The organism is Haladaptatus sp. SPP-AMP-3 (genome assembly GCF_049568665.1).
Lineage (GTDB): Archaea > Halobacteriota > Halobacteria > Halobacteriales > Haladaptataceae > Haladaptatus > Haladaptatus paucihalophilus.
This window is the reverse complement of the sequence record NZ_CP145897.1, coordinates 1,495,808-1,513,986: the sequence shown is the minus strand read 5'-3', so window position 1 is coordinate 1,513,986 and position 18,179 is coordinate 1,495,808. Positions and strand designations below refer to the sequence as shown.

The 18,179-nt window shown below is 63.2% G+C and carries 17 protein-coding genes; 11 read left to right on the top strand and 6 right to left on the bottom strand.

Annotation, left to right across the window (positions count from 1 at the left end; all coding sequences use genetic code 11):
• The first annotated feature begins 3 nt into the window (after positions 1-3).
• Positions 4-2,298 (top strand): phosphoenolpyruvate synthase, encoded by a 2,295-nt coding sequence (ppsA, locus tag V5735_RS08535; protein WP_423745976.1) that lies wholly within the window; start codon positions 4-6, stop codon positions 2,296-2,298.
• 99 nt (positions 2,299-2,397) lie between these two features.
• Here ppsA and V5735_RS08530 read toward each other — a convergent pair whose 3' ends face one another.
• Positions 2,398-2,913, bottom strand: a complete 516-nt coding sequence (locus tag V5735_RS08530; protein ID WP_423745975.1) for an HPP family protein — start codon at positions 2,911-2,913, stop codon at positions 2,398-2,400.
• 163 nt (positions 2,914-3,076) lie between these two features.
• Between V5735_RS08530 and V5735_RS08525 the strand changes: the two genes are divergently transcribed.
• Positions 3,077-4,198, top strand: a complete 1,122-nt coding sequence (locus V5735_RS08525) for a hypothetical protein (RefSeq protein WP_423745974.1) — start codon at positions 3,077-3,079, stop codon at positions 4,196-4,198.
• A 51-nt stretch (positions 4,199-4,249) separates the two neighbouring features.
• Positions 4,250-5,308, top strand: coding sequence for a tyrosine decarboxylase MfnA (gene mfnA, locus V5735_RS08520; RefSeq protein ID WP_423745973.1), 1,059 nt, complete (start codon positions 4,250-4,252; stop codon positions 5,306-5,308).
• Positions 5,309-5,318: 10 nt separating this feature from the next.
• On the opposite strand, the gene V5735_RS08515 is transcribed toward mfnA, so the two are convergent.
• Complete coding sequence (locus tag V5735_RS08515) at positions 5,319-5,894, bottom strand: HVO_2922 family protein (RefSeq protein WP_423745972.1); 576 nt, start codon at positions 5,892-5,894, stop codon at positions 5,319-5,321.
• Positions 5,895-5,997: 103 nt separating this feature from the next.
• Here V5735_RS08515 and V5735_RS08510 point away from each other — a divergent pair, with 103 nt between their 5' ends.
• Together V5735_RS08510 and metG are read left to right on the top strand one after the other, a co-directional pair.
• Positions 5,998-6,564 (top strand): YqaA family protein, encoded by a 567-nt coding sequence (locus V5735_RS08510; protein WP_423745971.1) that lies wholly within the window; start codon positions 5,998-6,000, stop codon positions 6,562-6,564.
• A 774-nt stretch (positions 6,565-7,338) separates the two neighbouring features.
• The gene (gene metG / locus V5735_RS08505; RefSeq protein ID WP_423745970.1) at positions 7,339-9,408 is read left to right on the top strand and encodes a methionine--tRNA ligase; all 2,070 of its coding nucleotides are present in this window, start codon (positions 7,339-7,341) and stop codon (positions 9,406-9,408) included.
• A 7-nt stretch (positions 9,409-9,415) separates the two neighbouring features.
• Here metG and V5735_RS08500 read toward each other — a convergent pair whose 3' ends face one another.
• Positions 9,416-9,700, bottom strand: a complete 285-nt coding sequence (locus V5735_RS08500) for a GYD domain-containing protein (RefSeq protein WP_423745969.1) — start codon at positions 9,698-9,700, stop codon at positions 9,416-9,418.
• Positions 9,701-9,815: 115 nt separating this feature from the next.
• Between V5735_RS08500 and pyk the strand changes: the two genes are divergently transcribed.
• The 5 genes from pyk (at position 9,816) to V5735_RS08475 (ending at position 14,337) form a co-directional block, all read left to right on the top strand.
• Complete coding sequence (gene pyk / locus V5735_RS08495; protein WP_423745968.1) at positions 9,816-11,564, top strand: pyruvate kinase; 1,749 nt, start codon at positions 9,816-9,818, stop codon at positions 11,562-11,564.
• A gap of 35 nt (positions 11,565-11,599) precedes the next feature.
• Positions 11,600-11,782, top strand: a complete 183-nt coding sequence (locus V5735_RS08490; protein ID WP_007979533.1) for a DUF7312 domain-containing protein — start codon at positions 11,600-11,602, stop codon at positions 11,780-11,782.
• 38 nt (positions 11,783-11,820) lie between these two features.
• Positions 11,821-12,354, top strand: a complete 534-nt coding sequence (locus V5735_RS08485; RefSeq protein ID WP_423745967.1) for an NfeD family protein — start codon at positions 11,821-11,823, stop codon at positions 12,352-12,354.
• A 129-nt stretch (positions 12,355-12,483) separates the two neighbouring features.
• Positions 12,484-13,620 carry an SPFH domain-containing protein gene (locus V5735_RS08480; RefSeq protein WP_423745966.1) on the top strand — a complete coding sequence of 379 codons (1,137 nt, stop codon included), beginning with the start codon at positions 12,484-12,486 and terminating at the stop codon, positions 13,618-13,620.
• A 102-nt stretch (positions 13,621-13,722) separates the two neighbouring features.
• On the top strand, positions 13,723-14,337 hold the full coding sequence (locus tag V5735_RS08475; protein ID WP_423745965.1) for a winged helix-turn-helix transcriptional regulator: 615 nt from the start codon (positions 13,723-13,725) through the stop codon (positions 14,335-14,337).
• Between the two features lie 204 nt (positions 14,338-14,541).
• Here the strand turns inward: V5735_RS08475 and V5735_RS08470 are convergent, their stop codons facing one another.
• Positions 14,542-14,781 carry a DUF7123 family protein gene (locus V5735_RS08470; RefSeq protein ID WP_395281535.1) on the bottom strand — a complete coding sequence of 80 codons (240 nt, stop codon included), beginning with the start codon at positions 14,779-14,781 and terminating at the stop codon, positions 14,542-14,544.
• Between the two features lie 218 nt (positions 14,782-14,999).
• Here V5735_RS08470 and V5735_RS08465 point away from each other — a divergent pair, with 218 nt between their 5' ends.
• Positions 15,000-16,820, top strand: a complete 1,821-nt coding sequence (locus tag V5735_RS08465) for a flippase-like domain-containing protein (protein ID WP_423745964.1) — start codon at positions 15,000-15,002, stop codon at positions 16,818-16,820.
• On the opposite strand, the gene yjjX is transcribed toward V5735_RS08465, so the two are convergent.
• Both yjjX and V5735_RS08455 read right to left on the bottom strand, forming a co-directional pair.
• Positions 16,806-17,342, bottom strand: coding sequence for an inosine/xanthosine triphosphatase (yjjX, locus tag V5735_RS08460; RefSeq protein WP_423745963.1), 537 nt, complete (start codon positions 17,340-17,342; stop codon positions 16,806-16,808). The two genes, V5735_RS08465 and yjjX, sit on opposite strands and share 15 nt — an antisense overlap.
• 34 nt (positions 17,343-17,376) lie before the next feature.
• Positions 17,377-18,126, bottom strand: coding sequence for a helical backbone metal receptor (locus V5735_RS08455; protein ID WP_423745962.1), 750 nt, complete (start codon positions 18,124-18,126; stop codon positions 17,377-17,379).
• Positions 18,127-18,179: the final 53 nt, after the last annotated feature.

Sequence of the window (18,179 nt, the reverse complement as noted above, 5' to 3'; positions counted from 1 at the left end):
GCAATGGTTGTACTCTGGCTGGACGAAATCAGTGCAAACGACCTCGAACTGGTCGGTGGCAAGGGGGCCTCGCTCGGTGAACTCACCGGTGCGAACCTTCCTGTCCCGCCGGGATTCGTCGTGACCGCCGAAACCTATCGACGGTTCATCGAAGAAACCGGTATCGCAGAAGAGCTGTTTGAGGCCGCTGACGTCGACACCGAGGATTCCGCGGCGCTGGCGGATGCCGAGGCGCGGGCGGAAGAACTCATTCTCGAAACCGAGATTCCCGACGACATGCGCGATGGTATTCTCGCCGCCTACGATAATCTAGATGACGGGAAGGCGTTCGTCGCGGTTCGCTCCTCCGCGACGGCGGAAGACCTCCCGGACGCGTCTTTCGCGGGACAACAGGAGACGTTCCTCAACATCACGCGCGACGATCTCGTCGAGCGCGTGAAGGAGTGTTGGGCGTCGCTGTTCACCCAACGCGCCATCTACTACCGACAGGAGAAGGACTTCGACCACAGGAAAGTGGACATCGCCGTCGTCGTCCAACGCATGGTGGACGCCGAAAAGAGCGGCGTCATGTTCACCAGCCATCCCTCGACCGGCGAGCCGAAGATAATCATCGAGGCCGCGTGGGGGCTCGGCGAGGCGGTCGTTTCCGGGTCCGTGTCGCCCGACAACTACGTCATCGACCGCGAAACCGGTGCGGCCGAGGACGTCACCATCGCCGACAAGAAGGTGATGCACATGAAGGACCAGGACACCGGCGAGACGGTCGAACGAAGCGTCCCCGACGATAAACGGAACGCACGCGTCCTCACGGAGGACGACATCAACCGACTCATCGAACTCGGCGAGGAGGTCGAGAGCCACTACGAAACCCCACAGGACGTGGAGTGGGCTATCGTGGACGGTGAGGTCTTCATGCTCCAGTCCCGTCCGATAACCACCATCAGCGACAACGGCTCCATCGAGGCCGAGTCGTCCGAAGGCGTCGCCGACGGCAGCGGCGCGGCCGGAGCGGTCGGCACGAGCGGGCACGAAATCCTCGTCGACGGACTCGGGGCCAGCCCCGGTATCGCGAGCGGCGCGGTCCGACTCGTCACGAAACTCGACCAACTCGACAAGGTGCGAGAGGGGGATATCATCGTCACCGAGATGACGACGCCAGACATGGTGCCCGCGATGAAGCGCGCGGCGGGCATCATCACGGACGAAGGTGGCATGACCAGCCACGCCGCCATCGTCTCGCGCGAACTCGGCGTCCCGGCCGTCGTCGGCTGTAGCAACGCCACCGATTCCCTCGAAGACGGACAAGTCGTCACGTTGGACGGCGACAAGGGAACCATCCGCGAGGGCAAGCCCGAACGAGAGACGGAGCGCGAACCCATCGAGGAGGCGCGACCGAAGACCCCCGTCAAACCGATGACCGCGACGGAGGTCAAGGTGAACGTCTCCATCCCGGAGGCCGCGGAACGCGCCGCCGCCACGGGAGCTGACGGCGTCGGCTTGCTCCGAATGGAGCACATGATCCTCTCGACCAACAAGACGCCCGAACGCTACATCGAGGACCACGGCGTGGACGCCTACGTGGACGAAATCGTGGAGGGAATCCGCGGCGTCGCCGAGGAGTTCTACCCCCGACCCGTCCGCGTTCGCACGCTCGACGCGCCGACCGACGAGTTCCAACAGCTCCAAGGCGGCGAGAACGAGCCAAACGAGCACAACCCGATGCTCGGCTGGCGCGGCATCCGCCGGAGCCTCGACAAGCCCGGCGTCTTCCAGCACGAACTCGACGCCTTCAGCGAGCTGTATGACATGGGCTACGACAACGTACAGATTATGTTCCCGCTCGTCAACGACGCCGAGGACGTTCTCCGAGCCCGTCGGCTGATGGCCGAATCGGGCATCGACCCCGACAAACGCTCGTGGGGCGTGATGATAGAGACGCCCGCGAGCGCGCTTCAAATCGAGGAGATGGCACAGGCGGGCATCAAGTTCGCCAGTTTCGGCACCAACGACCTCACCCAGTACACCCTCGCGGTGGACCGCAACAACGAGAACGTCGCCAACCGGTTCGACGAACTCCACCCCGCCGTCCTCGAACTCATCGGCCAGACCATCGACTGCTGTCGCGAATACGACATCAACACGAGTATCTGCGGACAGGCCGGGTCGAAACCGGAAATGGTCCGGTTCCTCGTCAATCGTGGTGTCTCGTCCGTCTCGGCGAACATCGACGCCGTGCGCGACGTGCAACACGAAGTCAAACGCGTCGAGCAGAAACTGATGTTGGACTCGGTGCGGTAACGAACAATCCGATTTTTCGAAAGGCGTTGAAAAACGCTCCAAATCCGTATCTGCTCCCGCCAAAGCGTAGTTCGCCGGATGAGCGGTAGGAACGGTAGTTCATTCACCGGAATAAATCGGATGCGATCTACCGACGACTCGTTTAAACAGAAACAGTACGGCAGTATCCGACGCTACGAGGAGAACGATACTCACAACGATAATCACAACTTGAGTCGGGGTCGAGAGTAATCCAAGGGAGACGATAAGCGTCGTTGCGCAGGCGGGAGCGTGAATCATGTCGGTTGCAATCATCGCCCAACTAGTGAGAACAATCGAGACGACTGCACTCGCAACGAGGTGAAATTCTTCAGCTGAGCGGGCGGGGGGCAGTGCTGTGATCACTGCACCATCTCCAAGCAAATGAAACGCAACAAATCCGGCGACACCGCCGATGAGATGCCCCCCGACAATCCGATACACCTGTTGTCGGTCTCTCCGGCGCTCGAACGCCAGCATGAATGCGGATGGGCCAAGGCTCGGGAAGATAAACGGCTCACCACTCATCCATGCAACGAATCCGAGAACGGCGAACAGAAATCCCGCATAGAGACCGGTTTCAACGTGCTGTCTCATACCGATTTGTCAGCCCTTTTCATCGACATACCCTTTGTAGACGTATCGAAGACAACCGTTGTATGTACTTCTATTCGCTGTCGGTGCCGACCGTGAACCAGTCTTCCTATCCCGACAACTTTTCTTCAATTTTATATGTCAATCCAGGCAATTGTCGCGGGAGATGAATTGGAAACCGGCCGGAATCGCCCTCCTCACGGCGATGATTCTCGTTGCAGGTTGTCTCGGTGGTCACGCCGGGACGACGAATGTCGCATCGGATACGATCACACAGACGGCATCGTCCACGACGACAGCCACGACCACCACTGAAACGACGATTTCCCCGGCGGATGCCGACCTCCCGCCGGGTGTCACGACCGACGGGATTTCGGACGTGGACGCGCTGGTTTCGGCCCACGAATCCGCCCTGCGCGAAACCGGCTTTCGGTTCGAGGCCCGCCAAACGTCCCGCGCGGACGGCAAAACCACAGTCGCCGTCCAGCACGGCCGCGCCACCGCGGGGCTGTCCACCGTGTTCGCGCGACTCAACGTGACCGGTAACTTTCACTATCGGAGCGCGGTGTGGAAGAACGACTCCACCGTGATTTCGCGCGGCACGAGCGAGGAGGGGACGCGGTACCGAATCCGTCCGCGAGAAGAACGCGGCGTGGCGAAATCGAACACGATTCGGTCGATACTCCACTCCGGCGAGTTCGCCATCGACCACGTAGCGCGCGCCGATGCCGGAACCCGAATCACGCTTCACGCCGACCGGTTCTCCGGGAACGGCGGCTTCGAGAACGTCACCGATTACGACGCCACGCTGGTCGTGGATTCGGCCGGTCGCGTTCACCGCTTCCACCGATTCATCGAAACCGATGGGCGAACCCGGTCCATCGACTTCGAACTCCTCGCGGCGCGCTCGGACGCCATCGACCGTCCCGAGTGGACCGACGAGGCGGGGCGGGCGGTCCACGCCGACCTTCGAACCACGACCGACTCCGGCCGTCTCGAAATCGAACACCGCGGCGGCGACGCGCTTCCGGCCGGTTCGACCATCGAACTCGGCCATGATGGAACGACGTACGCGGCGACGTTCGAGCACGCGCTCGAACCCGGCGAGACGGCGTACTTCTACTTCCCGAGCGACGGCGGCGACCCGATGCTGACGCGGCCCGACCCGGGTCGTGACGCTGGCATTCGGTTCGAGGGCAGTTATTCGCTAACCATCGTCACCTCGACCGGTGTCATCGTTCAGTCGAGCGGCTTTTCCGTCGGGTACGACGAGTCGAAAGCGCCGTAGCGAGTCGTCGCGTAACGGAACCAATAAACGGGTTGCGTCGAATTTGGGGGTATGCAGGTGGCCGCGAGCCAATCGTTCCGCCGGGTACTTTCCTCGATGTGTACCGAACCGCATCCGGCGGCGCGCGACGCCGCCGAACGATTCTTGGCATCGAATCCGGGCGACCCGACGACGTACCCCTCTGTCTCGGCGCTGGAGGACGAGGCCGTGTCGCTACTCGGCGACATCACCGGGCTTTCGAATCCGCACGGCTACGTCGCGAGCGGCGGCACGGAGGCGAACATCCAAGCGGTTCGAGCGGCGCGCAACCTCGCGGCGACGGACGACCCGAACGTCGTCGCGCCCGAGAGCGCCCACTTCAGCTTTCAGAAGGCGGCGGACGTGCTCGACGTCGAACTCCGACTCGCGGCGGTTGCGGATGACCGCCGCGCCGACCCGGACGCGATGGTCGAATTGGTGGACGACGACACCGTTCTCGTGGTCGGCATCGCTGGAACGACCGAATACGGGCGCGTGGACCCGATTCCGTCCCTGGCCGACATCGCCCACGATGCGGGCGCACTGCTCCACGTCGACGCCGCGTGGGGCGGTTTCGTCCTCCCCTTCACCGACTACGAGTGGAACTTCGAGCACGCGGCCGTGGACACGATGGGTATCGACCCGCACAAGATGGGGCAGGCGGCGGTTCCGGCGGGGGGGTTTTTGACCCGCGAAAAGCGCGTCTTGGACGCGCTGGCCGTCGAAACACCGTATCTCGAATCGACCTCACAAGCCACCTTGACCGGAACGCGAAGCGGCGCGGGCGTCGCCAGCGCGTGGGCCGCGATGGACGCGCTCTGGCGTGACGGCTACCGCGAGCAGTTCGAACGCTCACGGGCGAACGCGGAGTGGATAGCGGACGCCTTCGACTCGCGGGGCTACGATGTGGTCGACCCGGTGCTCCCGTTGGTCGCAATCGACGTCCCGCGCGGGACGGTCGAAGCCCTGCAGGAGCGCGGCTGGCGCGTCTCGCCGACCGGCTCGGGCGAACTCCGAATCGTCTGTATGCCCCACGTCACCCGCGCGATGTTGGAGGAGTTCGTCGCGGATTTGGACGCCGTTCGCGCGTAATCGCCGTCGGTTACGACTCGGCTGGCCGCTCCGATTCCTCGACCGGCGCGCCGAGCGCATTTCGTTTGACGCTCTTTATGCCATTCTTCGCGGCTTGTTTCGACGAGTAGCCCTCGCCGCCGTCGGCGATGATGTTCCCGTTTCGGTGTACGAGTCGCCAGCGCCACTCGCCGCCGTGGTCCTCGTACACTTCGAACGTCGCCTGCGCTGGCGGGCGGAGCGCCTCCACGATGCTCCCGTCCTCCTGCGTCACCGCGACGGGCCACGAATCGGGTTCGGTGCCCTTCTCTCGCGCCGTTAATTTTCCCACGCCGCCTCTGTTCGCCAATCGGCCGACGAACCCGGCGACCGACGACCCGTACTCTTCTATCAACTCCGCGCTGAGGTGTTTCTCCAGCACCGATTCGCCGTCGCGGGTGACGGCGATTTCTCGCCCGCGGAGTTCGACCGTTCCGGCCGACTCCTCCCACTCCCCGTCGCGCCGATACTCGACCGTCGCCGTCACTGCCGAGCCGTCGTCCGTGTACGCCACCCGCATTTGCAGCGTCGGATGCACCGTGACGCGGTATTCTCTGTCCGAGTTCACACTCTCGATTCGTCACGGGTCGTCATCAGTCTGTTTGCTATCGAGTAGCACGTTTCGGGGTCCAATCTCAACCTTTACATCGGTCGATTGCGGACCTACTTCTGTGCTCGATATCCTCGCTTCGGTCGTCGATGTCGCCACGAACGGCGTCGTTCTCGGGTCCCTCGGGGGGTTGACGGACGCCGTCGAACACGCGACGGGATGGCTCGGTCTCGTACTCATCGCCATCTACTCTTTCCTCATCTCGTTCCTTCTCCCCCTCCCCAGCGAGGTCGTCCTGCTCGCTCCGCTCGACCTCGGAGTCGGCAAACTCGGACGAATTTCGCTCATCATCCTCCTCAGCGGTCTCGGCAAGGCCGCCGGGAGCGTCTTCGCCTTCCACATCGGGCAGGAGGCGAAACAGTCCGGTCCCGTCATCCGCGCGCTCCGCGGCTCGAAAATCGACATCGTGGAGTGGTCGGAGCGAAAGACGGTCGGTCTCGCTCAAAAGTGGGGGTACCTCGGGCTGGCAGGGGCGCTGTGCGTCCCCGGCTTTCCCGATACCATCTCCATCTACGCGTTTTCGATTCTCGAAACGGATTACGTGAAGTTCGCGCTGGCATCGTTCGCCGGGAGCGTCGGCCGACTGGTGTTGGTCACGCTCGTCGGTGCTGGCGTCCTGTCGCTTTGAAGCGGACTCGGCGGGTCGGCTTTAATACCGTCGTTTTTCGGACGTTCCCGTTCGCTCGCTACGAGGTGGTTTCATCTCCGCTGTGAGTGCGCCTACCGAAGTGAAGTTCTCGAAAGCCCTCGCCCGCTCGCGGCCGCTGGTGCGAGATATTCTGGCCTCTCCGCCACGCCCGGCCAGAATAGTGGCCCGCACAGCAGACCATGCAAGCGCGAGCGAGCGACCCCTTTCAGTTCCACCCGGACACAGCGACCGCACAGCACCGCACACCGCCTCAGCCACACCCTCCCCAACCGATTCACTCCACTTCGTTTCGTTCATCCCTCGCACGCTTTGGCGGGGCGGTTCGGCCGACAACTGCCCTCACCGCCCCGCCAGCGCGCGCCACCGTGGATAGCTCGGATTTCCGAAACCGATGGTTCTATCCTCCTTCCAGCGGGCGAGAGTTTATATACTGTCACGAACATATCGAATGGTATGCGCCGGACGGCCCACCTCACTCGGATGCCTATGCGCGGACAGCAGTAGCGTCGGGTGAATCCTTCTGGGCCGGTCGTCGGTCGGTATCCGGGGTGAAACCCGTCCATTTGGAATGTTCGGAGAGCGACCGCTACGCGAACGACCCCCACCAACCATCGAATACAGCACATCACGCATGACGGGACGAAATCAGGAGCGACGGACGGGACAGGAGAGACGGAATGAACGGGAGACAGGGAAGCGACGGCAGACGGAGAAATCGGCGGTTTTTACACCCACAGAAACGGAGTCGATAGCATGAGTCACGACGACTATCCCACCGAGGAACCCGCGGTGGTGACGTGCGGACTGCCCTACGCGAACGGGGAGCTGCACATCGGCCACCTCCGAACCTACGTCGGCGGCGACGTCTACTCGCGCGCCCTCGAAACGCTCGGCCAGCGGACCGCGTTCGTTTCGGGGTCGGACATGCACGGCACGCCGGTCGCCGTCAACGCCGAGCAGGAGGGCGTCTCGCCCCGCGAGTTCGCGCTTCGCCACCACGACAAGTACGAAGCGACGTTCCCTGAGTTCGACATCGAGTTCGACAACTACGGCCACACGGACGACGAGACGAACACCGAACTGACCCAGGAAATCGTCCGCAAACTCGACGAGGAGGGCTACATCTACGAGAAGGAGATCAAAGTCGCGTGGGACCCCATCGAGGACGACCCGCTCCCCGACCGCTACGTCGAGGGGACCTGCCCGTACTGCGGTGCCCACGCCCGCGGCGACGAGTGCGACGAGGGCTGTGGTCGGCACCTCGAACCCGGCGAAATCGAGGACCCGACGAGCATCCGAACCGGCAACCCGGCCGAGTACCGCGAGCGGACGCACAAGTTCTTCCGCGTCTCGGAGCTACAGGAGTACCTACAGGGGTTCATCGACCGCCTCGAAGGAACGAGCAACGCGAAAAACCAGCCCCGCGAGTGGATAGAGGGCGAACTACAGGACTGGTGTATCTCGCGCGACATGGACTGGGGAATCGACTACCCCGGCGAGGATGAAGGTGCGGAGGAGTTGGTGCTCTACGTCTGGGTCGATGCACCCATCGAGTACATCGCCAGCACGAAACAGTACACCGAGCGCGTGGGTGCGGACACCTACGACTGGGAGGAACCGTGGAAGGACGCGGGCGAAATCGTCCACATCATCGGCCGCGATATCATCCAGCACCACACCGTCTTCTGGCCCGCGATGCTCCACGTCGCCGAGTACAACGAACCCCGCGCCGTCATGGCGAGCGGCTTCGTCAACCTGAACGGCAAGGGCTTCTCGACGAGTCGCAACCGCGCCGTCTGGGCCGACGACTATCTGGACGAGGGCTTCGCCCCGGACCTCCTGCGCTACTATCTCGCCACCAACGGCGGCTTCCAACAGGACGTGGACTTCTCGTGGGATCGCTTCCAGGAGCGCGTCAACGGCGAACTCGTCGGCACGGTCGGCAACTTCGTCTACCGGAGCCTGCTGTTCGCGGCGCGGAACTACGACGGCGCGCCGGACGCCGAGACGAGCGACGAGGTGCGCGAGCGAATCGAAGACGCGATAGACGAGTTCACCGCGGCGGTCAACGACTACTCCATCAAGGACCTCGGCGACGCCGCGACCGCGCTCGCCGCGTTCGGCAACGAGTACATCCAGCGCAACGAACCGTGGAAGCTGACCGACGAGGACCCCGAACGGGCCGAACAGGTCATCTACGACTGCGTGCAGCTGTCGAAGGCGCTCGCTGTGCTCTTCGAGCCGATTCTCCCCGGCAAAGCCGAAACCCTCTGGGCGCAACTCGGAGAGGACGGTTCGGTGCACGAGACCGTCGTCGCGGACGCGCTCGCCGCGCCGCGCGGCGACTTCGGCGAACCCGACGAACTGTTCGCCCAAATCGAGGACGAGCGCGTCGATGAACTGAACGAGACGCTCGACGAACGCATCGAAGCGGCTACGTCGAACGAGGACGAAGCCGACGAACACGAGGACGAAACCGTGAGCGACCACAAACCCATCTCGGACGATCGAATCAGCTTCGACGAATTCCAAGACCTCGACCTCCGCGTCGGCCGCATCGAGTCGGCGGAACCGATAGAGGGTGCCGACGCCCTCCTTCGACTCGAAGTCGATATCGGCCCCGAAACCCGGCAGATAGTCGCCGGTCTCAAACAACTTCACGACGTGGAGGACCTCGAGGGGAAGAAGATAGTCGTCGTCGCCAACCTCGAAAAGGCCGAACTGTTCGGCGTCGAGAGCAACGGCATGGTGCTGGCGGCGGGCGAGGAGGCTGACCTGTTGACGACCCACGCCGACGCCGAACCGGGCACGAAAATCAAGTAGTCGCGGTTCAGAGGTCGTCTACGAGCGTTGCGAAGTCCTCCATCGGGATTATTTCCATCGTCTGCATGTCGAGGCCGTAGCGTTCGATGCACAGCGACGCTCGGTACGCGGCGTCACGGTCCTCGGCGTCGATGATGAGGAGGAAATCGTACTCCCCGAGGATTGCGTACGTCGATTCGAGCGTCGCGCTGTGGGTTTCCAGTTCGTTTCGGACGTCCCCCCAAATCGATGCGAGTTCCTGTACGTTCTGGTAGTCCTGTTCGACGGTGACGAGCGAGGCGTACGTCGACATATTTTCTCGCTTTGGAGGCAACACAAATATCGATTGTGGCCGGACGCGCCGCCGTTTGAACTCGGGCGCGAGTTAACTGTAGGGTTTTTTTTGGGGCACGCACCAATCACCGCGCATGAGAAACGCGAAAATCGTCTGTACCCTCGGACCCGCGTCCGATTCCCGGAGCACGGTCCGAGAACTCTCAAACGCCGGTATGACAGTCGCGCGGGTGAACGCGAGCCACGGCTCGCGCGAGGACCGAGCCGAACTCATCGACACGATTCGCCGCGTCGACGAGGCGACCGAAAACCCGCTTTCGGCCATGCTCGACCTGCAAGGACCGGAGATTCGAACCGCCGAAGTGGACGAGCCCATCACCCTCGAGACCGGTTCGACCGTCCGGTTCGTGGAGGGCGACGACGCGACGCCGGAAGAGGTCGGCCTCTCGGTATCCATCTCGAACGCCCAACCCGGCGACGCCGTTCTCTTGGACGACGGCCGAATCGAGACGGAAGTCGAGGATGTCGAGGACGATGCCGTCGTCGCGCACGTCGTGAGCGGCGGCGAGTTGAGCAGTCGGAAAGGCGTCAACGTCCCCGGCGTCGAACTCGGACTGAGCGTCGTCACGGAGAAGGACCGCGAGGACCTCCGTCTCGCGGCCGAGAAGGGTGCCGATTTCGTCGCCGCGAGTTTCGTCCGCGACGCCGACGACGTGTACGAGGTCAGCAAGGTGCTGGAGGAGTTCGGCGCCGACATCCCCATCATCGCCAAAATCGAGCGGCGCGGTGCGGTCGATAACCTGGACGAAATCGTGGACGCGGCCTACGGCGTGATGGTCGCCCGCGGCGACCTCGGCGTCGAGTGTCCGATGGAGGACGTGCCGATGATTCAAAAGCGCATCATCAGGACGTGCCAGCAGGCCGGAGTTCCGGTTATCACCGCGACGGAGATGTTGGACTCGATGGTGCACTCCCGACGGCCGACGCGGGCGGAGGCGTCCGACGTGGCGAACGCCGTCCTCGACGGGACCGACGCCGTGATGCTCTCGGGCGAGACGGCCATCGGCGACCATCCGGTTCGCGTCGTGGAGACGATGGACCGCATCGTCCGCGAGGTCGAGGAGAGCGATGAGTACGACGAGACGCTCGAACAGCGCGTCCCGATGAGCGACGACACGCGCACCGATGCCATCGCTCGCTCGGCCCGCTACCTCGCCCGCGACATCGGCGCGAGCGCGGTGATCGCCGCCAGCGAATCCGGGTACACCGCGCTGAAGGTGGCGAAGTTCCGCCCCGGCGTGCCGGTCGTGGCGACGACGCCGAACGACAGGGTTCGACGGAAACTCGCCCTCTCGTGGGGCGTCAACGCCCAGTACACCGACCTCGGCCACAGCGTCGAAACCATCGTGGAGGACGGCGTGCAGGCCGCGCTCGACGCCGGTGTCGCGGAGAGCGGTGACACGGTCGTCGTCCTCTCGGGCATGATGAGCGAACTCGACGGCTCGGACACGGCGAACATGTTGAAGGTGCACGTCGCCGCGGAAACCATCGCGACGGGGCGGAGCGTGGTTCGCGGGCAAACCGTGGGACCGGCGGCGCGGTCTTCGACCGGCGACCTCTCGGAGGTTCCGTCGGGGGGTATCCTCGTCCTCGAACCTGATTTCGACGGCGAGTTCACCGGCGACACCTCACGCCTCGCCGGTATCGTGGATTCCCGTCCGGGGATGACCGGCTATCCGGCGTTGATCGCGCGCGAACTGGAGATTCCGATGATAAGCGGCGCGCCGCTCGGCCCGACCGTCAGCGACGGCGACGAGATTACCCTCGATGCGGAACGCGGCGTCGTGTACGACGGCGACGTTCGCTCGTACGACCGCTCGTAGCCAGCCTTTTGGTCACCGGACCCGTATCCTGACGTATGTCCGACTGGAAGTACGACGTGGACGATGTTGGTGAGGATGCCGACGACGCGTCGCCCGACGTTTTCGCCGAGAGCGAACCCCTCGAACCGGGGTCCCCTTCGGCGGAGAACGTGCTGTTCGTGTTGCTCGGTGTCCTGACCGTCGTTTTCATGTTTCTCCACGTCACCGGCGTCGCCTAACCCACAAACCCTTAATCGTTCGACACCAAGGCCCACCCATGGCATCGCCCTTCGATTCGCTTGCGCTTTTACTCGTCATCGCGGGTGCAGGGCTCGCGTTCGCGGAGGCGCTCATCCCCGGTGCACACTTCATCGTGGTCGGTATCGCCCTCCTCCTCGCCGGATTGCTCGCCCTCCTCTTTCCGCCGCTCGCCCAGCCGTTCGTGCTCTCGTTCCTCGTTCTCGCGTTCGGCGCGCTCGCGTTCTACGGCTATCGGAACCTCGACCTGTACGGTGGCAAAGGCTCCGGTCGAACGAAGGACTCCGATTCGCTGAAAGGAACGACCGGGCACGTCACCGAACGCGTCACGCGCTCGGGCGGACAGGTGAAACTGGAAGGCGGCGGCTTCAACCCCTACTTCGCCGCTCGGTCGATGGACGGTGAAATTCCCGAGGGGACGGAAGTGATGGTCATCGACCCCGGCGGCGGCAACGTCGTCACGGTCGAACCCATCGATTTCATCGAGGACGCCATCGACCGCGAACTCGCGCGTGAACGAGCGGGCAAAGAGAAGGAGACGGAAGAACTGTAATTATCTCTCCCTTTCGTGTCGAATAATATGGGATAAAGTAGCAGAATACTTAACAAGTATCTCTCCCAACATCCGAACGTAATGCTGCCCACAATACCCCTGCAGAGCGCCCCCATGACTGGGGGGTTTATGATAGTCGCACTGTTGTTGTTACTGCTCGCCGTCGTCACCATCTGGCAGGCAGTCGAAATCGTTCAAGCGACGGAAAAGCGAGCGCTGACCGTCTTCGGTGAGTACCGTAAACTACTCGAACCGGGTATCAACTTCGTTCCGCCGTTCGTTAGCAAAACCTATCGCTTCGATATGCGGACACAGACGCTCGACGTGCCGCGCCAGGAAGCCATCACGCGCGACAACTCGCCCGTGACCGCCGACGCCGTGGTCTACATCAAGGTGATGGACGCGAAGAAGGCGTTCCTCGAAGTCGAGGATTACAAACGCGCCGTCTCGAACCTCGCCCAGACGACGCTCCGTGCCGTCCTCGGTGACATGGAACTCGACGACACGCTCAACAAGCGCCAGGAGATCAACGCGAAAATCCGCCGCGAACTCGACGAACCCACGGACGAGTGGGGGATTCGCGTCGAGAGCGTCGAAGTCCGTGAAGTCAACCCGTCCAAGGACGTCCAGCAGGCGATGGAGCAACAGACCAGCGCCGAACGGAAGCGCCGCGCCATGATTCTCGAAGCGCAAGGTGAACGCCGGAGCGCCATCGAGAAAGCGGAGGGTGACAAGCAGTCGAACATCATCCGCGCGCAAGGTGAGAAACAGAGCCAGATTCTCGAAGCGCAGGGTGACTCGGTGTCGACCGTGCTTCGAGCGAAATCCGCCGAATCGATGGGCGAACGGGCCGTCATCGAGAAGGGAATGGAGACGCTCCAAGCCATCGGCGAGGGCGAGTCCACGACGTTCGTCCTGCCGCAGGAACTCTCCTCGCTCGTCGGCCGCTACGGCAAACACCTCACCGGCAGCGACGTCGCCATCGACGACAAGCAGGACTTGGAGAGCCTCGACTTCGATTCCGAGACCCGCGAACTGCTCGGACTCGACGACATCGACGAAATCCTCGGCCAGATAGACGAGGAAGCCGAGATGGACGTCGAAGCGATGGAAAAGGAAGCACAGGCCATCAAAGAGGGAGAGGACAAGGCGAACATCAAGAGCGCCGACGAAGTTATCTCGGAGATGGACGCCGAGATGAAGTCCCCCCAAGAAGAGTCGCCCGACTCGGAGTCTGAAAGCGAACTCGAAACCGAAGTCGAATAACAGCCCTCCACCGTTCGACTCGTTTTCGGTCCGACCGTTCGGCCATTGTAACTGTCTGTCAAGCGAAGCTGTTTTACGTTCCCCAGTTGTACGGATGTGTAGATGGTTCAGCCCGGGAACGTCGATGAAAATAAGCGTGCGACGCTCCGCCGTTTCGCGGTTTTGGGAGCGGCAACGCCATTGACGAAGCTCGCTGATGGGAATCACAGCGGCGAGCGAAGCGAAGCCCGCGACGCGATTGCGGGCTACGTGACGACGACACCGGGCGCACACTTTTCGAAGGTACGCGACGACCTCCAACTTGGAACCGGCGAGACGCAACATCACTTGCGACAGCTCGTCGAACTCGGCGTCGTTGAGAGCCACCGGGACGGCGATTACCGGCGGTTTTTTCCCGCCGGGAAGTTCTCCGCGTTCGAGCAGGTCGCGTTGAGTTACCTCCGACGCGACACGCCGCGGGGCATGCTGATAGAACTCCTCCGCAACCCCGACGCCACCGGCGGCGACGTCGCGGCCGCGCTCGACGTTTCGCGGCCCACGGTGAGCAAGTACGCCGCCGATTTGGACGAGAAGGGACTGCTCTCGCGTGAGGACGGATACGCCGTCCGACATCCGGAGACGCTCATCACGTTGCTCGTTCGGTACGCCGACTCGTTCGACGCGAACGCGGAACAGTTCGCGGGCGAGGCGGCGAATCTGATATCGTTCGACCCGTGAAATCCGGCGTTTCCGTTCGACTCTCGAACATCTCTATCCGTTCGATTGGTTCGAGTTGACCGGTTCGAGATGAGACGAAGAACCGACTAGACGACCGTATCGATGTCGGTAAAATCGTGCCAATAAAAGCAGGTCTGACGAAACGGATGGATGACAGTTCCGACGATATCGACGATGAAACCCACTGGGGCGACGCGTTCTCGCTCAGGCGCTGACTTTCCACGTCGTCGAGGAGGAGTACCCCCACTTCTCGACTTCGACGTCGAAGTTTCCGTCCGCGATGGCGGTCATGTTCGTGCCGACTTCCTTCGCGGTGAGTCCGAGTTCGTCGCCGATGAGCCGGGATTTGAAGTACGTTTTTGTCGCTCCGTTTTCACGAAGGTACCGGAGGATACGCTGTTGTTTGTCAGTAAGCGTGGTAGTGCCAGCAGTGGTGGTGCTCATACTTCTATAGTGGGAGGTGACGACCTTAGTGGGTTTGGTACGAGTGGTTAACGCAACGCCGTCTTGTGATTTCTCTCTCAATTCTTGTGAATATAATTCCTCCCGTGGGGGTGGTTGGTACGGTTGGTTAACGCTCGGTTGTAGGCGGGTTCACACGTGCAATCCTGACAGTCATGGCCCAGAAGCTACTTACGGTGCGAGGGTGAGACAGTTTCATAATGAGCGGTGGTTCTGTAGAGGTGAGCGTCGTCCTTCCGTCGTACAACGAGGAGGCGACGATAGAGAACACCGTCGAGACGACTCTCGACACATTGGAATCGTTTCTCCCTCCAAATAGCTTCGAGGTAATCGTTGCCGAAGATGGCTGTGACGACCGGACGCCGGAAATCGCGGACCGAATGGCGGCGCAGGACGAACGCGTCCGCCACTTTCACAGCGACGAACGGTTGGGACGTGGGGGAGCACTGAATCGGGCGTTCGAGTCCGCGAACGGGGAGACGCTGGTCTACTTCGATACGGACTTGGCGACGGACATGCGGCACTTGGAGGAGTTGGTCGAGAGCGTTCGCTCCGGCGAGTACGACTTCGCCACGGGGTCGCGTTGGATGCCCGAAAACGTCGCCGACCGTCCGGCGAAACGTGACGTTGCGAGTCGCGGATTCAACGGACTGACACGACTATTTCTTCAGTCCGACCTGCGCGACCACCAGTGCGGATTCAAGGCGTTCGACCGGACCGCCCTGTTCGACGTGCTGGCCGACGTCGAGGACAAACACTGGTTCTGGGACACGGAAGTCCTCGTTCGCGCACAGCGCAAGGGATACGAAATCAAGGAGTTCTCGGTGGACTGGACGCCGAAGGGCGACACGAAGGTGGACCTCGTTCGGGACGTGTTCGGGATGGGGAGCCAGATAGGTCGCTGCTGGTGGGAGTTCTCCGTCGAACCGCGTATCACCCGGAGCGTCTCCATGGCCGTCGGCGTCCTGTTGACCATCATCGCCGTCGCGCTGATGGGAAAATACCTCCCGCTGGGGAAAGTCCTCACCCAGATGGAGAGCGCGAACCTCGCGCTCGTCGGTGTCGCGGCCTTGATTTACGTCTTTTCGTGGCCGCTTCGCGGTGCGCGGTACAAGAACATCCTCGAAGAACTCGGATTCACGGAAAGCGTCGGGTTCCTCACGGGCGCGATATTCATCAGCCAGACCGGGAACCTCGTGTTCCCCGCGCGACTCGGTGACGGCGTGCGCGCCTACGTGATGAAGGCCCGCCGCAACATCCCGTACCCGTCCGGCTTCGCGTCGCTCGCGGTCGAACGGGTCTTCGACCTGCTGACGATAACCGTCCTCGCCGGGGTCGTCCTCATCGGACTGACCGTGACGGGACAGGCGGCCGACATCGTGCAGGCCGTCACCGGCGCACAGCACGCCGAGGCCGCACGAACCGCGGTCTACGTCGCGGCGGGTGTCGGCGTTGCCGCCATCGCGGCGGTCGGCATCATCGTCGCCAGCGCCCGCTCCGACAGCAACTTCGTCCGCTCGTTCGTGACGAAAATCAGTTCGGACTCCTACGCGAACCACATCGCGGGCATCGTCGAGCGGTTCACCGGAGACGTGCAGACCGTCGCGAGCGACCGGACGGCCTTCGCCCGCGTCGGCGCGAGCAGCCTCGCCATCTGGTCGCTCGACGTGCTGACGGCCATCCTCGTCCTCACGGCGTTCCCGAAGGTGTCGCTCAACCCCGTCACGTTGGTCGCCATCGGTTTCTTCGCGGTGAGCGTCGGCAACCTCGCCAAGGTGCTCCCGCTCTCGCCCGGCGGTGTCGGCCTGTACGAGGCCGCGTTCACGGTCTTCGTTGCGGGTCTGACGCCGATTTCGTGGGAAGTGGCCCTCGGTGCGGCCATCCTCGACCACGCTGTGAAGAACATCGTCACGCTCGTCGGCGGCGTCGGGTCGATGTTCTCGCTCAACGTCTCGTTGACCCAAGCGGTCGAGGAGGGACGCGACGTGTCCGTCGAGGAACCCGCTTCACTCGACGACTGACGACGTATAGAAATCGGTGACGAACGGGGCGAGCGCCCCGGCGACCGCCTGTTCTAACGCTTCTTGCCGGTCGATGATTCCGTCCGTGAGCGCGCCCGCCGCGCCCTGCTTTTTCGCCACGTCGTCTTCCCCCAGAACGTCGTCCATCACGGGGCCGAGTTCATCTCCGTCCCGGATTCGACGGGTGACGGGTTCCGGGAGCCGAAGCCGCGGCCCCGCGCCGCGTCCCATCGTCTCGCCGTCGGTCACGGCGGCCCACATGATGAGATAGAGGCCGTCGGTTCCGGGAACCTCGGCGACGCCGCCCTCCAGTCCGACGCCCAGTTCGTATCCGTTCCCCGCCACCCTGACTCTCCGAGCGCGGTTCTCCGCGCCCGCTACCGTCTCCGCTTCGCCGAACGGCTGTTCCGCGACGCCCGACTCGACGGGGACGGATTCGACCCGCGCGCCGAGTCGTCCGCCGAGGGCGGACTCCACCGCGGCTACCTTCACCGGATTTCCACTGCCGACGCCGACGTGCATGGTGGCTTTCCTTTCCGTCCGTACTTGGACGTTGCTACTCCACCGCGTCCGGGTGGAGCGTTCGCGCCATCGTCTCGATGCCGTCGAGGAGTCGCGGACTCGGCTGATTCAGCAGGGAGTCGTCGAGGACGTGGACGCGCCCCGTTTCGAGTGCGGGAACGTCCCAGTCGCGGCATAGCACGGTTTCGGGGTCGCTTCGCTCGCCCCGGCCGCACACGTGGAGGAAGACGTGTTCCGGTTCCGCGTCCTCGATGGCGTCCGACCCGACTCGGTGGGAGCGCTCACCCGACGACACGAACGGGTACTCGCCGCCAGCGGTCCGAACCGCGTCGGGCACCCAGTTTCCGGCCGCGGTGGGCGGGTCGGACCACTCCTCGCAGTAGACGACCGGGTGTCGCTCATCGGCGACCTGTCGGCGAACCCGCTCGATTCGACTCCGAGCGCGCCGCGCGAGGGCGCGGCCCGCGGTCGGTTTCCCGATGGCGCGTCCCACCGTGGCGAACGATTCGACGACTTCGTGGAGCGTTTCCGGTTCGACGTGGACGACGCGATGCCCGCGGTCCCGGAGGTCGTCGCGCACGTCCGCCTGCAACGCGTCGGTCGTTAGAACGAGGTCGGGGTCGCGCGCCTCGACCGCATCGAAATCCGGGTTCAGCCAGCCGCCGACCGCGGGGACGTCGAGTCGGCAGTGGTGGGTGACGCCGACGAGTCGGTCCGTTGCATCGAGCGCCCGACAGATTTCGGTGACGCTCGGCGCGAGAGAGACGACGCGGTTCGAAACCATCACCCCGCGGTTCGGTCGGGAGCGAGTAAACGTTTCGTTACCTCGTCGAAACC